The 14,985-nt window shown below is 42.3% G+C and carries 12 protein-coding genes; 6 read left to right on the forward strand and 6 right to left on the reverse strand.

Features of this window, described 5'->3' with window-relative positions; translation table 11 throughout:
* Window positions 1–2: 2 nt before the first annotated feature.
* Together ACO6S0_RS09380 and ACO6S0_RS09385 are read right to left on the reverse strand one after the other, a co-directional pair.
* Window positions 3–1,301 carry an anthranilate synthase component I family protein gene (locus ACO6S0_RS09380; RefSeq protein ID WP_422351730.1) on the reverse strand — a complete coding sequence of 433 codons (1,299 nt, stop codon included), beginning with the start codon at window positions 1,299–1,301 and terminating at the stop codon, window positions 3–5.
* 6 nt (window positions 1,302–1,307) lie between these two features.
* Window positions 1,308–1,841, reverse strand: a complete 534-nt coding sequence (locus ACO6S0_RS09385; RefSeq protein ID WP_422351731.1) for an NADPH-dependent FMN reductase — start codon at window positions 1,839–1,841, stop codon at window positions 1,308–1,310.
* 127 nt (window positions 1,842–1,968) lie between these two features.
* Here ACO6S0_RS09385 and ACO6S0_RS09390 point away from each other — a divergent pair, with 127 nt between their 5' ends.
* The gene (locus tag ACO6S0_RS09390) at window positions 1,969–3,162 is read left to right on the forward strand and encodes a heparan-alpha-glucosaminide N-acetyltransferase domain-containing protein (RefSeq protein WP_422351732.1); all 1,194 of its coding nucleotides are present in this window, start codon (window positions 1,969–1,971) and stop codon (window positions 3,160–3,162) included.
* Between the two features lie 16 nt (window positions 3,163–3,178).
* Here the strand turns inward: ACO6S0_RS09390 and lpdA are convergent, their stop codons facing one another.
* The gene (gene lpdA / locus ACO6S0_RS09395; RefSeq protein WP_422351733.1) at window positions 3,179–4,585 is read right to left on the reverse strand and encodes a dihydrolipoyl dehydrogenase; all 1,407 of its coding nucleotides are present in this window, start codon (window positions 4,583–4,585) and stop codon (window positions 3,179–3,181) included.
* Window positions 4,586–4,734: 149 nt separating this feature from the next.
* Here lpdA and ACO6S0_RS09400 point away from each other — a divergent pair, with 149 nt between their 5' ends.
* The 3 genes from ACO6S0_RS09400 to ACO6S0_RS09410 all read left to right on the forward strand — a co-directional run bounded on the left by ACO6S0_RS09400 (window position 4,735) and on the right by ACO6S0_RS09410 (window position 8,126).
* On the forward strand, window positions 4,735–5,811 hold the full coding sequence (locus ACO6S0_RS09400; protein WP_422351734.1) for a helix-turn-helix domain-containing protein: 1,077 nt from the start codon (window positions 4,735–4,737) through the stop codon (window positions 5,809–5,811).
* Between the two features lie 88 nt (window positions 5,812–5,899).
* On the forward strand, window positions 5,900–7,213 hold the full coding sequence (locus ACO6S0_RS09405; protein ID WP_422351735.1) for an NTP/NDP exchange transporter: 1,314 nt from the start codon (window positions 5,900–5,902) through the stop codon (window positions 7,211–7,213).
* The gene (locus tag ACO6S0_RS09410) at window positions 7,197–8,126 is read left to right on the forward strand and encodes an aldo/keto reductase (RefSeq protein ID WP_422351736.1); all 930 of its coding nucleotides are present in this window, start codon (window positions 7,197–7,199) and stop codon (window positions 8,124–8,126) included. The genes ACO6S0_RS09405 and ACO6S0_RS09410 overlap by 17 nt, the downstream gene beginning before the upstream one ends.
* A gap of 7 nt (window positions 8,127–8,133) precedes the next feature.
* Here the strand turns inward: ACO6S0_RS09410 and ACO6S0_RS09415 are convergent, their stop codons facing one another.
* Together ACO6S0_RS09415 and ACO6S0_RS09420 are read right to left on the reverse strand one after the other, a co-directional pair.
* Window positions 8,134–8,523, reverse strand: coding sequence for a hypothetical protein (locus ACO6S0_RS09415; protein ID WP_422351737.1), 390 nt, complete (start codon window positions 8,521–8,523; stop codon window positions 8,134–8,136).
* A 109-nt stretch (window positions 8,524–8,632) separates the two neighbouring features.
* Window positions 8,633–9,091, reverse strand: a complete 459-nt coding sequence (locus tag ACO6S0_RS09420; RefSeq protein ID WP_422351738.1) for an Lrp/AsnC family transcriptional regulator — start codon at window positions 9,089–9,091, stop codon at window positions 8,633–8,635.
* A gap of 150 nt (window positions 9,092–9,241) precedes the next feature.
* On the opposite strand from ACO6S0_RS09420, the gene ACO6S0_RS09425 reads away from it, so the two are divergent.
* Complete coding sequence (locus tag ACO6S0_RS09425) at window positions 9,242–10,462, forward strand: aminotransferase class I/II-fold pyridoxal phosphate-dependent enzyme (RefSeq protein WP_422351739.1); 1,221 nt, start codon at window positions 9,242–9,244, stop codon at window positions 10,460–10,462.
* A gap of 62 nt (window positions 10,463–10,524) precedes the next feature.
* Window positions 10,525–12,006: a Na+/H+ antiporter NhaC gene (nhaC, locus tag ACO6S0_RS09430; RefSeq protein WP_422351740.1), complete on the forward strand. Its 1,482-nt coding sequence runs from the start codon at window positions 10,525–10,527 to the stop codon at window positions 12,004–12,006.
* Between the two features lie 48 nt (window positions 12,007–12,054).
* On the opposite strand, the gene ACO6S0_RS09435 is transcribed toward nhaC, so the two are convergent.
* A complete protein-coding gene (locus ACO6S0_RS09435; RefSeq protein ID WP_422351741.1) occupies window positions 12,055–14,712 on the reverse strand; it encodes a hypothetical protein in 2,658 nt (885 codons plus the stop codon).
* Window positions 14,713–14,985: the final 273 nt, after the last annotated feature.

Genomic DNA, 14,985 nt, shown 5'->3' on the forward strand with positions numbered 1-14,985 from the left:
CCTCAGCTTCCTTCCAGTACACTGCGCATAGCCTTGGCCTTTAACAGACATTCTTGGTATTCCTTTTCCACATCCGACTTGGAGGTGATGGCACTCCCTACTGAAAAAGAAACATATTTAGAGGTTTGGTTATAGAGAATACTGCGGATAACCACATTGAAGTCAAAATCCCCGTTGGGATCAAAATAGCCCACAGCCCCACTATACAATCCCCGTTTGGTTTCTTCCTGTTCCTCAATGATTTTCATGGCAGAAACTTTTGGGGCACCCGTCATACTTCCCATAGGAAATGTATCCTTGATCAATTTCATGGAATTCAACCCTTTGGGCACTTGGGCAGTTATGGTCGAAATCATTTGATGCACCTGCTTAAAAGCATAAACCCCACACAACTCCTCCACCTTTACACTACCTTTTAATGCGTTTTTTGACAAATCATTCCGTACCAAGTCGGTTATCATAATGTTCTCTGCCCGCTCCTTAGGGTCTTGCTGTAGTTGCTTTTTCAGTTCACTGTCTTCCTTTGGATTCTCACCTCTTGGAGCAGTACCCTTTATGGGTTGGGATATCACCTTTTCCCCTTCCCTACGCAAGTAACGTTCTGGGGAAGCACATAACAAATATTTATCGTCCAACCTCAAAAAGGCCGCGAAGGGAGGTAATGAAATTTGATTCAAATTTCTATAGGTTTCCCATGGATCTATTTCCGTTTGCTCCGCATAAAATTCTTGGCAAAAATTGGCCTCATAGATATCTCCTCGATGTATATGTTCCAAAAATCTGTTGGCCTTTTCAAAATAGGCATCCTTATGGATGCGCAGTTTTATTCGAACAGCTTGTTGGAGCTCAGTAGTGGTTCTATTTTGGGACAATTGCTGTATTTCAGCATAGTCTGTTTCCATCTCCGAGGAGAGACAATCCAGATACAATAACTGAATTTGATCGTCTTTTAAGGTCAGAATTTTTTCGGGTCGAAAGAAATCGAGCACAGGAAATCCCAGCCCATCATGATTGTTGGAATCCAGGTCTTCCCATTGGTTTTTTAAGTCGTATGAGAAATAACCAAACAACCAATCTTTCTCTTTATCGATGAAATCCGATATTTCATCGGTGTTTTGAAGTGTTTTTTTGGACTCATCGGTCTGTCTAGTTATTGCCAGAATGGCATCGAATTTCCCGTATGTATCCACATGGTTATTGCTGTCCAGCCAAACAGCCTTGTGAAAGGATTTAGACCATTCCAGTAGCGCGGTCTTGAAATTTTCAGGAGAGGAAACAGAAAAAGAGCGTTGCTTTCGCAAAAGATTTTACTTAAGTGAATCCAGAAATTGGGTCAGTGCTTTTTGATGCGCCTCCTTCAATTCGGCATCCATTATTCCACCTTCCCCAAAATTCTGATGAAATGAAGGCAACGAGAAGGTACTTACAATCTCAGCACCAAATCTGGGCAGTAGGGCTTCGGTAACCCCCAAAGCACCAATGCCTCCGCGTCCGCCGGGAGAAGCCGACATCAAAAAAACTTTGGTGCCGTCCAAGAATTTGCGCTCCAATCGGGACAACCAATCCAACACATTTTTAAAGTAGGCAGAGGGATTGCCGTTGTGTTCGTTTACGGACAAGATCAATCCATTGGCCCGGTGTATATCATCCTTTAGCTCCACCAAAGAGTTGGAATATCCCTTTTGTTTTTCCTCATCCTCACTGAACATAGGAAAGGGATACCGAGTCATGTCCAACAATTGAATCTGATGCCCTTCAATCAATGATGTGGTATGTTGCACCAACTTAAAATTGACCGAGGTGGAAGAGTTACTTCCGGCAAACGCCAAAATTGAAGCCATATCGAAAAAAATGTTTGTTTGGCTAAAATACCTTAAAAGGCTATTCCATGCGAGTATTTTGTCTAATTTTGACCCGATGAACATCCAAACATGCTGTTAAGCAAGTATATAGGATAATTATTTGCCAATGAATTCCAAGTCGGCCAGATTGTTTTTTATTGATGCCATGAGGGCCTGGGCCATTTTGATGATGCTCCAAGGACATTTTATTGATGGTCTCTTGGATCCCATTTTTAGGGACAGGGAAAACTTGGTGTTCAAAACCTGGCTTTATTTCCGCGGCATTACCGCTCCTGTGTTCTTTACCGTATCTGGTTTTATTTTCACCTATCTTCTCATACGGGTTCCCCAAAAAGGGTTTGATAATCCCAGGGTAAAAAAAGGAATCCGCCGTGGTTTACAATTGTTGCTCATCGGCTATTTGCTCCGCACCAATTTTGTTGGATTATTAAGTGGACATATTTATGGTTCCTTTTATCTGGTGGATGTACTGCACTGTATTGGTCTTTCCATTTTGGCAGTAATAGGGGTCTATCTCTTTGCTGTAAGAAGAAAAGCTTTTGTTTTCCCAGCATTGTTGTTGGGAATAACTTTGGTTCTATTTTTGTTTGAGCCCATTTACAAACAGTGGTCTTTTGGCTTTTTGCCGGAAATGTTGGCCAATTATTTTACCAAGACCAATGGTTCCGTATTTACCATAATCCCATGGTTGGGCTATGCCACCGTAGGTGGTTTTTTGGCGGTGCTGTTTACACGGTTCAAGGATTTTAAGTACCTATATCCTGTTGCCATTTCCATAGCGGCGATAGTGGGTTCAGCCTTGATTTTTTATTCTTCCTCTGGATTTGTATCGCTATTCCGTCTTACTGGAATTGAATTGTTCCATATGATTCAATCCAACAATTACCTCTTTATTCGATTGGGAGATGTCTTTCTGGTCTTCGCTGTTTTCATGATCATACGTAAATTCCTGACCAACGCTACCATTTTAAAAATTGGGGCCAGTACCCTTTCCATTTATGTCATTCACTTCATCATCCTTTACGGAAGTTTTACAGGAATGGGGCTTTATCGTTTTTTCAAGTACAGCTTGAGTCCGGCAATCGTAATTTCCGGGGCCATGGTGTTCATGGTTGTATGTACCTATCTCGCTCTGGTGTACAACAAACAAGAAGCGGAAATCAAGTCCCAGTTGTCCAATGGGGTTTCCATCTTAAAAGCCAAGGGCCTTGAGCTTTACCAAAATGGAAAACCCGTGCTCAAAGACGCCTCAATGAAATTGAAACTTTTTTTGAACCGGGTTCTTAAAACCGCCAAGTAAGCGATTTTTTCTTTTTTTAAATATGAATCGGTCTGTTTTCCGTGGCCGCCAAGGCAGCTTCCTTGACTGCTTCGGCATAGGTAGGATGTGCATGGCTCATTCGCGCCATATCCTCTGCAGATGCTCTAAATTCCATGGCAGTAACTCCTTCCGTGATTAAATCGGCACAGCGAGCTCCGATCATATGCACCCCAAGAACTTCATCCGTAGTTTTATCCGCTAGAATCTTCACAAATCCGTCAATGTCCATACTCGCTCTGGCTCTTCCCAAAGCCCGCATCGGAAATTGCCCAACTTTATAGTCAACCCCAGCTTCCTGGAGTTGCTCCTCCGTCTGACCCACAGCGGCTACTTCTGGCCAAGTATAAACCACGCCAGGAATCAAGTTGTAATTGATATGTGGCTTTTGACCTGCCAAATATTCGGCTACCAAAGTTCCTTCCTCTTCCGCCTTATGGGCCAACATGGCACCACGTACCACATCGCCAATAGCATAAATGTTGGACACATTGGTTTGTAGATGTTCATTGACCTCTACCCTACCACGGTCATCCAATTTCACCCCGGCAGCTTCAGCATTAAGTCCATCCGTGTAAGGTCTTCGGCCCACGGAAACCAGACAGTAGTCCCCAGTAAAAGTGACCTCCTGTCCTTTTTTGTCATCTGCTTTGATAATTACTTCATCCCCTTTGCGCTCCACAGATTTCACTTTATGGGACAAATGGAATTTCATCTTTTGCTTTTTCAAGGATTTCATCAGTTCTTTGGAAAGTCCGCCATCCATGCCCGGAATGATTCGGTCCATGAATTCCACCACACTTACCTCAGCACCCAAACGCTTATAGACTTGTCCCAATTCCAATCCAATAACACCTCCACCAATCACGATCATGTGTTTTGGAACTTCTTTTAACTCCAGAGCTTCCGTGGAGGTAATGATTCGCTCCTTGTCCAACTTTATAAAGGGTAAGGTAGATGGTTTGGAGCCTGTTGCTATAATGGTGTTCTTAGCCTCAATGGTCTCTGTTTTGCCTCCTTCTGAATCAATGTTGATCTGGGTAGCGTCCTTAAAACTCCCTACACCCTGATATACATCAATTTTGTTTTTATCCATCAAAAATTGGATGCCTTTGGTGGTTTGGTCAACCACACCTTGCTTACGGGCAATCATTTGTTCCAGGTTTACCTTTACTTCACCCGGGATATCAATACCGTGCTCCTTAAAATGTTTGACAGCATCTTCGTAATGATGGGACGAATCCAATAGGGCCTTGGAAGGAATACAACCCACATTGAGACAGGTTCCGCCCAAGGTGGCGTATTTCTCAACAATTGCGGTTTTCATTCCTAATTGCGCGCAGCGAATTGCCGCCACATAGCCTCCAGGTCCAGAGCCAATAACGGCCACATCGTATTGATTCATATCTATTTATTAGGGATTTTATTTCGTTTTGATAATGAGTACAAAAATAACAATGTTTCTTTGAAAAGCCCTTTCTTTTTCCGATTTGATTTAGCCCAAATGGGGATTCTGACAATGTTGTGTTAAAGGAAGCAACAACGCCACTGAAATTGTTTAAATTCAAGGGTTTTAGTTTTATGCGTACGCTTAGAATACAAAATGAAGTTGAGCTGTTTGTGGCGGGGGTAGGTGCCGCACAAAGCCTGTTTCTTTCCATTTATAGTTTGTTGGAACGCAAATGGGATTTTAGGAACTTACTACTCTCCCTTTTCTTTTTCGCCATCACTATTAGATTGACCAAATCCATACTCTGGGTTTATCTGGATACCTGTCCTATGTGGTTCATTAATTTAGGGTTTTCGGCCCATGCCCTTACGGGCCCGGCACTCCTGTTATATGTCTGGCACTTTCTTTTCCAAAAAAAATGGTCCCACTGGAATTGGTTCCATTTTGTTCCAGGCATTTTGCTGTTGCTTTTTATCAACCTTTTAACCAGAGACGGGTTTTGGTATATTGGTGGTTACACGGCCTTGTTGTTTCATCAAATGATCTATGCGCTGGGCGGTTTGGTTCTTCTGGGCATATTTCTTAGAAAAAAATCGTTACGCGTCCAATCTACCAAAGCAGCCAAAATTTGGCTTACCATCTTGATATTGGGCACTGCCACCCTGCAGTTTCTTTATTTTTCCAATTATATTCTGGGGATTACCCCTTACCTCTTAGGCCCCTTGCTGTATTTACCTTTCATTTATTTTCTGGCATTTGTATTGTTCAAAAACCCAAAAATCCTTCAGCATGTAACTGCACAAAAAAATGGTGCCGCTAAATTGTCGGCAGAGGAACTTAGCGCATTGGCCGAGAGACTTCAAAAAACCATGGAATCCAAAAAATTATACCTTAATCCGGATTGTACCATGGCCAAGGTGGCCAAAGCCGCCAATATGCAGCCTTATTTGGTTTCCCATGTGGTCAACAAGGTGATAGGAATGGGATTTCCGGATTTCCTCAACTCCTATAGAGTGGAGGCTGTTAAAAATAGACTTGTCCACCCTGATTACAGGCATACCAAAATAGCAAGCATCGCATATGACTGTGGATTTAACACCCTTTCTGCTTTCAATACCGCATTTAAAAAAGTTACGGGTTCCACCCCAACAAAATTTCAGAAAGAACAGGTTTCTGCTTAAGGATTTATAAATCCGTCATACACATTTATCAATCACATAGCTTAATCCCGATAGCGTTCACATCTTGGTATTTCAATTGGAATACCGAATGAACCACTTATTTAAACCTTACAAATCGTACAGAAGTAATTCGCCAAAGGTTCAGGAAAAGCAACTTGTGGCATTATCCGCCTTTTACTTTTTCTGTTTACTATGTGGTTATTTTATCCTCCGTCCCATTCGGGATGAAATGGGCATCCTAAATGGGGTAGTAAACATGCAATGGTTATTTACGGGAACCTTTGTGGCCATGTTAATGGTCGTTCCAGTTTTTGGATGGGTAGTGAGCAGATTTTCCATCGGTAAGGTGTTGATGTATTCCTATGGGTTCTGCATGGTCAACATTTTAGTATTCTATGTCCTTTTTACTTTGTTTGGCCCCTCAAGAGGAATGGCTGCGGCCTTTTTTATTTGGCTCAGTGTTTTCAATTTGTTTGTCGTTTCCCTCTTCTGGAGCTTTATGGCCGATGTATTTGATAGCGTGTCCTCCAAACGTTTTTTTGGCGTTATTGCTTCCGGAGGAAGTTTGGGGGCACTGGTAGGGCCGGTAATCGCCAATGTAGTTGGGAGTAACTTTTCTATTGGAACCCTCTTATTGGTTTCAGCATTTTTTTTGTTGATGGCGGTTTGCTGTATTCATCTCATCCTAAAACTTCAGCCAGTCAAAACTAAAGAAACCGTTGGGAACCATGTATCCAAACTAAAGTTTTCCCAACTTTTTGAAGGCGTACGGCACATAGCAAAATCACCTTATCTACTGGGCATAGTGGGCTTTGTTCTGCTCTACACTTCCATATCCACCGTATTGTATTTTGAGCAAGCCCATATTGTGGAAAAGGAGCTGTTATCAAGTGCCGACCGTCTGGACTATTTTTCGAGCTTGGATTTCACCATCAATGCCATAGCCATCTTTGGGCAGTTCTTCCTAACCGCCAAAATCATTCGCAGGATTGGCTTATCCATAGTTTTGGCTTCTGTACCCTTATTGGTGGGACTCGGGTTGATTTTCTTGGGTCAATCCCAGACATTAACCATTATTGCATTGCTCATGGTCCTTCATCGTGCAGGTAATTTTATGCTGCTAAGACCAGGGCGCGAAATCTTGTTTACGGTAACCGAATTTGAGGAAAAATATAAATCCAAAAACTTTATCGATACCGCTATCTATCGCGGTGGAGATGCCCTAGTGGGGTGGATTTTTGCCGGAGTGGCTGCCCTTGGATGGGGTCTTGGCTTCATAGCCCTAGCAACCATTCCCCTTTCATTTATCTGGAGTCTAGTCGGTTTCCGATTGGGTAAAATGCAGCTTAATAGGGAGAATAACTTAACTTTAAAAAAGAAGATGTATGAAGAACATGTATAGCAGAAGAGACAGCTTGAAATTGTCAGTGTTGGCTGGATTGGGACTTTCGCTCCAACCCTCCTATGGCTTTTTTAACTCCAAGGACAAAGTCCTTACGCGACACATTCCCAAATCGGGTGAGGCGCTACCTGTAGTTGGCTTGGGTACCTGGCAGACTTTTGACGTGGGCAACTCTGTTGAGAAACGCAAATTATTAACCGAAGTATTGACCCAACTTCATGGTTTTGGGGGCTCGGTAATTGATTCTTCCCCGATGTACGGAAGCTCGGAAAAAGTGGTGGGTGATCTAGCTGGGCAACTAAATTTCCAAAAGCAGTTGTTCTATGCCACCAAGGTTTGGACTTCCGGAAAACAGGCTGGCATACGGCAAATGGATTCCTCGTTTAAAAAGATGGGGGTCAACACTATGGATTTGATGCAGATACACAATCTTGTGGATTGGAAAACCCATGTAAGAACACTGAAAGATTGGAAAGCCCAGGGAAAGATTCGCTATTGGGGTATTACCCATTATGTTGACTCTTCCCACGAATCCCTTGAACGTATCATTGCAGCAGAGCGTCCAGATTTTGTCCAATTAAACTACTCCATTAGATCTAGACATGCGGAAAAATCCCTTTTCCAAACGGCCCATAAGTATGAGGTGGCCACGCTAATCAACCAACCTTATGGTGGCGGTTCCCTGTTTGGAGCCGTGAGAGGGAAAAATCTCCCTGAGTGGGCAAAAGAGTGGGATATTCACAGTTGGGGGCAGTACTTTTTAAAGTTCATTCTGTCCAATCCCCATGTAGGCTGTGTTATTCCAGGGACCTCCAAACCTCATCATATGATAGACAATATGGGAGCTGGTCTGGGCAGAATCCCAAATAGGGAAACCCGGGAAAAAATGGCTTCCTACTTAAAGTCACTTTAGAAAAATGCTACATTGGGGCCAAAGGGAATTTAACGGCACCATAGCACCCAATCCAAAGACCACCAATATGGGAAAGATATAGTCCGGTTTCAAACCAAACCGGACCATGCCAGTGCCCGCTGGATGTAAGAACCAGGAACTCCCCAATAATGAAAAGTGAAATTAAAAATAAGGGTAAAAAATTATCCTTGACGACAATTAAAGTCGAAATAAATCCAGCGATTACCGCAGACAGAAAAAAAGCCGTGCTTCCAAAAAATAATTCTTGAATGGAAGACGTACAAAAACTTAAGCCTTTAAACAAAATGTTATGTGAGATGGTCGTATAAAGTATTAGGGAGAACCCTCCTACGACCGTGGAAAGCACCGTGAGAAAAACCCGTGTACGCGAATTCATGAGTAAAAAGACGTTTTTTGATTGTGGTTCGTTTCTTGATTTGACCAAAAAATTAGGAATATCCCACGAATCCGGAATCCCATTTAACATCGATTTACGTTAAACTTTCCTAAATAGGAATTGCTGTGCTATGCTTCACTTCACTGATTACAAAAGAGCTTTGGGTACTTCCAATGTTACTGATAGCGGTAAGCTTGGTCACCATAAATTCACGGTACTTTTCCATATTTTCCACATGAATCTTTAAGATATAATCATAATCCCCGCTAACGTGAAAACACTCCGAAACTTCCTGCAGTTTTAGAACCTCCCGTTCAAATCGAAGTACATTCTCCTTGATATGTTGGGCCAATCTAATATGGCAAAGTACAGTGAAGTTCCGCTGGATCTTGGATTTGTCCACAAGGGCCACGTAGCCCGTAACCACACCTTGTCGCTCCAGCCTTCGGATACGTTCATAAACCGCGGTTTTGGACAAGTTAAGGGAGTCTGCGTATTGTTTGGTGGTTTTTTTGCTATCCTCTTGCAGGAGCTGTACCAGTTTTTTATCAATTTCATCCAATTCCATACCGACCTTTTTTCAGTGAATTTTAAATTATAACGAAAATTAAAGATTATTATTCGTATAAAAATATATTTTTAGAATAATGTTCTGAAATAACTAATATCAATTGATTTTTTGTCCATATAAAGGTAATTTTACTGCAAAACTTACCAAATGGATTACAAAGCTTCAGACAAAATTCAGGATCTTCAATATTTTGGGGAATTTGGTGGGGTAAATCCCTCCATTTCCGATTCATCCACCTATACCTTTTTATCGGCCAAGACGATGTTCGACACTTTTGAGGGCAACACCGAGGGCTGTTATCTTTACAGTAGGCACTCCTCTCCATCCAATCTGTATTTGGGGGAAGCCATGGCCCAATTGGAGGGCACCGAGTCAGCCAACGTCTATGCCAGTGGCATGGGAGCCATCAGCGCCGTAATCTTACAATTGTGCAATGCGGGAGATCACATTGTTTGCAGTAGAACCATTTATGGGGGCACCTATGCCCTATTGAAGAACTTCTTGAAGAAGTTCAACATAACCACCTCTTTTGTAGACATCACCAAATTGGACTCGGTTGAAGAGGCCATAACCGCAAAGACCAAAATGATCTATTGCGAAGCGGTCAGCAATCCGTTGCTTGAGGTTGCGGATTTGCCATCCCTGTCCGTTTTGTCCAAAAAACATGGGATGCCCTTGGTGGTGGACAATACTTTTTCGCCCCTTTCCATAAGTGCGGCTAAACTGGGTGCCGATATTGTGGTACACAGCCTCACAAAATTCATTAATGGAAGCAGCGACTGTGTAGCGGGTGCCGTATGTGCTTCCAAAGATTTTTGTTTGAGTTTGAAGGACGTCAATGATGGGGCCGGCATGCTCTTGGGAAGTACCATGGACAGTCTGAGGGCCGCTTCAGTTCTTAAAAACATGCGAACGCTCCATATCAGAATCAAAAAGCACAGTGAAAATGCGATGTATCTAGCGCAACAATTTGAGAAAGATGGCCTAACTGTGGTGTATCCAGGCTTAAAATCACATTCCGGACATCAAACCATGACCTCCCAGTTCAATCCTGAATTTGGGTATGGTGGATTACTCACCTTGGATGTTGGTTCTTTGGACATGGCCAATGCTCTGATGGAATTGATGCAACGTGAAAAATTGGGATACCTGGCCGTTAGTCTTGGGTTTTACAAAACACTGTTCAGTGCCCCCGGCACTTCTACTTCTTCAGAAATTCCTTTGGAAGAACAGGAAGCATTAGGATTATCCCAAGGATTGATTCGCTTCTCCATTGGTTTGGATAACGATATTCACAAAACCTATTTGACCATGCGCGCATGCATGGAGCGGTTGGGAATTTTGCAAATAGGCAAGGTGTTGGTATAACTTGATGGTTTGCACAACAGGACGCAATGTTGTAATATTACTCGTTAACAAAACCAGACTACATGGCGGAAAAAGCCCAAAAACCCAAGTTTAGAGAAGCAGAAAACATTGTAGAAAATAAAGAACTTAATATTTGGGAGGCCCTGGTTCCGGTTTTCGCCTTGGTGGCCATGTTGGCCTACAACGTATACGTGTTTGGAGACGATGCCTTAAGTGGTTCCAATCAGTTTATTCTACTTTTGGGAGGAGCGGTTGCTGCCATTGTTGGTTTCTTCAATAAAGTTTCTTATAAACAAATGCTGGCCGAGGTTGCAGAGAACGTGCGATCTACTACAGGGGCCCTGCTCATATTGCTTATGGTGGGAGCTCTATCAGGAACTTGGCTGATTAGCGGTATCATTCCCGCCATGATTTATTACGGTCTTCAAATTCTTAATCCGACCATTTTTTTGGCCGCTTGCGTAATCATCTGCGCCATCATCTCCATTGCCACAGGGAGTAGCTGGACCACTGCTGCCACCGTTGGCATTGCCCTAATTGGGATTGGAGACGCACTGGGTATTTCCTTGGGCATGACAGCTGGGGCTGTCCTTTCCGGCGCCTATTTTGGAGATAAAATGTCGCCCTTGAGCGATACCACCAACCTTGCTCCTGCTATGGCGGGAGGGGATTTGTTCTCGCATATACGGTATATGGGATGGACCACCATCCCGACCATATCGGTAACACTTGTGGTATTTATCATCCTAGGGTTTACGATAGACTCCTCGGGCGTTGCGGATACCGATGCCATTCTTAAAAATGTCGCCTCCACTTTCAACATCAATGGCTGGTTGTTCTTGGTTCCACTGGTGGTCATTTTTATGATTGTAAAAAAAGCACCGCCACTTTTGGCACTTTTGATAGGAACACTTTTGGGAGGCGTTTTTGCCCTAATTTTTCAGCCAGATTTGGTGACTTCCGTAGGCGGGGGAACAAGCTTGACTTTTGAATCTGCTTACAAGGGAATATTGAATGCCATCACGGTTGACACCAACATTGAGACCTCAGACCCTGCTCTGAACGATCTCTTTTCGTCTGGGGGAATGGCAGGAATGCTCGGCACTATTTGGTTGATCGTCTGCGCCATGGTTTTTGGTGGCATTATGGACGGGATTGGAGCGCTTCAACGGATTACCAAATCTCTCTTGAGCATGGCCAAGACCACGTTTGGTTTATTTGCCAGTACCGTGGGAAGCTGTCTTGCGCTCAACGTTACTGCTTCAGATCAGTACCTTGCTTTGGTTGTTCCTGGAAAAATGTTCGCAAAAGCCTATGAGGAACGCGGGTTGGCTCCTGAAAACCTAAGTCGGACCTTGGAAGATTCAGGGACGGTAACTTCGGTTCTTGTACCATGGAATACCTGTGGGGCCTATCACAGTGGTGTACTTGGGGTTCCGGTAATAGACTATTTTGCTTTTGCCATTTTCAATTGGTTAAGCCCATTTATGACCTTACTGTTTGCTGCCTTTAAAATCAAGATCAAGCAACTTACTACAAAGTAGGATGCTTTATTAAACAAATGTCTTAATTACGCCATGTGATTAGGAGAGCTAATCGTAAATTTTATTGTTCTCGTCACCCCCTGCGACCAGAAACGCCATTAGATCACTTAATTCCTTCTCGTTTAAACTGTTTATTAAACCTGCTGGCATTGCAGATTGCGAAGACTCCTCAACCTTAGCTATATCAGCTCTTTTTATGCCACTTGTCATATCAGGAGAGAAGGCATTTATGCTTACGATTATTTCGTCGTCTCTTTCTTCCACTGCCCTTCCTCTAATGGTGTTGCCATTGTTTAAGTGATAAATGGTGTTTCTATATCTATCCGATACCGTTTTTGAAGGATTGACAATCGCCTCTGCAATGTCTTTAATTGAAAAACGTGTCCCTATTTGTGTCAACTCTGGACCTGAATTGCCTCCAACTCCTTTTATACTATGGCATAAAACGCACATTGATGCTCTATAAAAGTTTGCTCCGTTGGCAAAGTTGGCATCCTTTTTATTTTCATTAAATGCTTTCTCAACCTGAGCAACCGTATAGTTTTTTCCTGGGCCATCCGGCATTCTCACATCCTTCATCAAATCTGCTTGTTGATTCATGGATTCACTGGACAAGGACTCGAAATACGCTCTTTCTTCATCCGGAACATTTTCCAAGGCTTTGCGTTGAATGGCTTTGATAAAATTAGCATACTGTTTTCCACCTGACTTTTTTAATGCTCTATTATACCATCTAAAATAACGCTCCCTCAAGGCTTTTGTCCAACCAGATTTTACTTCGCTTAAGCTTTTGGCATAACTGATGTTTTGCTGATTGGGCATGTTTTTGAGCATGTTTTCCACGTCTTTACCATACTGATCACTTCGTTTGGTAATATCGCCCGACAAGTAATTAGATTTTAAATTGGAGGTAATGGTGTCGTTCTCCATTTTATAAATGGTAGCCTCCAAAATTTCGGAAGCATCCAAGTAACTCAACAACTTGGTTATTTCCTTATTAAGATGTTCTGATTCTTTTAAGTGCTGCGGTAATAATTTAGTGGCAATGGCCCTTTGCAACGATGCGTCAACTCTTTGATTGCTTCTGATGATCAACAGCTCTATGGCTCTTAAAAAATCCATTTTTTCTATTGCCGTTAAATCTGTCCAATCCAACTTCATCAAAGCTTGTAATGCCTCTACTCTATCCTTGTCCTCGCCTTGATGCGCCATGGCAATCGCTAAGGTGATTTTTCTCAAAACACTTTCATCTTGCGCTACTTTATGTTTCCAAATAGCAACATCTTGATTTTCCAATGCTACTCTGGATGAAAATCGAATATATCTATCCTCATGATCTAAATTTTCAACCAGAAAATCAATCTGATCTGAGCTTTTCATGCTTTGATAGCTCTCAATTTTTTTTCTAAGATTTCTTTCGTTTTTACCTAATTCATTTGGAGTTGGCGTCTTAACTTCATTATTCAACGCTCCGGTATAAGTTAGTTTATACAAAGCGGACTCCAAGCGCCTTCCTCCTGTCAAGAAGTACATGGCTCCATCATTTCCAACAATTCCATTGGTCAACGGCAAGGGCACCCCTGAAATAAACTCAGTAACTTCAGCCGTATAGCTACTTCCTTTGGGGGTCAGACTGGCAAAATACATGGTACCATAACTCCAATCAAAAAGATAAAATCCATTCTGATAATACTCGGGAAACTTCAAGCCTTCACCTTCCAAGAGTCCTGTTGGAGACCCTTGTCCCAAATTTGCAATACTCGGTAAGTTATCCGGGAATTCAGGATCAAATTTACCTGTTCCTGTACGCCAACCAAAATCGCCCCCGCTTGTTAAATGGCACAGTCTAATAGGCCTGTACCACGGCATTCCCATATCGTATTCCATATCAGAATCGAACCCGAATAGTTCTCCATCAGGATTAAAAGCTATATCGTAGGTATTTCTAAGCCCTACATTTAGAAGTGTCCAATCCTTACCTTCAAAATCAGTTTTAACCACCCAACCACCTGGGGCTTTTACATCATTGGCATGACCACTGGGGTCTTTAATAACTGGCAGTAAATTATCTTCTCCCCAATTCTTGGGTATAACACTTCCAATATCTTCCGGAATATCGGTGTGGTTTCCTAAAACCATGAACAAGGATTGTCCATCTGGTGCCAAAGTTATGTTGTGCGGACCATGTTCTCCCCATCCATTAAAGACCCGAAGCATTTTAACCGTATCAAACTCATCATCATGATCTGCATCGGTAATTTTGTAAAAACCACTTTGTATATCCAAGTCGTTTTCTTTGCTTGCGTTAACCAAGGCGTACAATGTATTTTCATGCCAAAGTAAACCTTGCGCCATACCTAACTTGATGTCAATCTTTTTGACAACGACACTATCCAATTTGTTTGCTGAATTAGGTAAGGTCACTCTATAAATAGTTCCAAATTGGTCCGAAGCATACAAGCGTCCTTTGTCATCTTTGGTTATGCTCACCCAAGATCCTTGCTCATGGGCACCGGGACTATATAATTTCTCTACGCTAAAACCTTTAGGAATGGTTATGTTGTTCATGGTGATTTGCTCTGTAATAGGTCCGGAAAACTCCTTTTTACAGGAAACAATACAAGCCAAAACCATAATTAGGACGAAAACCTTAAACAGTTTTAAAATCAGACTTTGCCCATTAGTCCTTTTTTGATGATTATGCATATGAAGTTTGTTTTTTAGCGGTTAAACCATTGTGCATTTGATAAAGTTGTTCATACCACTCCATCGCCGTAAATTGAAACATGCCAACCCCGAATCAAATTACAAGAAAATAATGGGGTATGGACAAACTGGACATAAAATCGAGTTTTTATAACGGATAAGATTGTCCAAATGCACAATGGGTTTAGTCTCTACTTTCTTCAACGTTATCCCGTTTAAAAAATAATCAGAATATCGGTCTTGACATTGTCAGTTCATTTTTTTATTCACTTT

It is taken from the genome of Flagellimonas sp. (genome assembly GCF_965233845.1).
Classification (GTDB): Bacteria; Bacteroidota; Bacteroidia; order Flavobacteriales; family Flavobacteriaceae; genus Flagellimonas.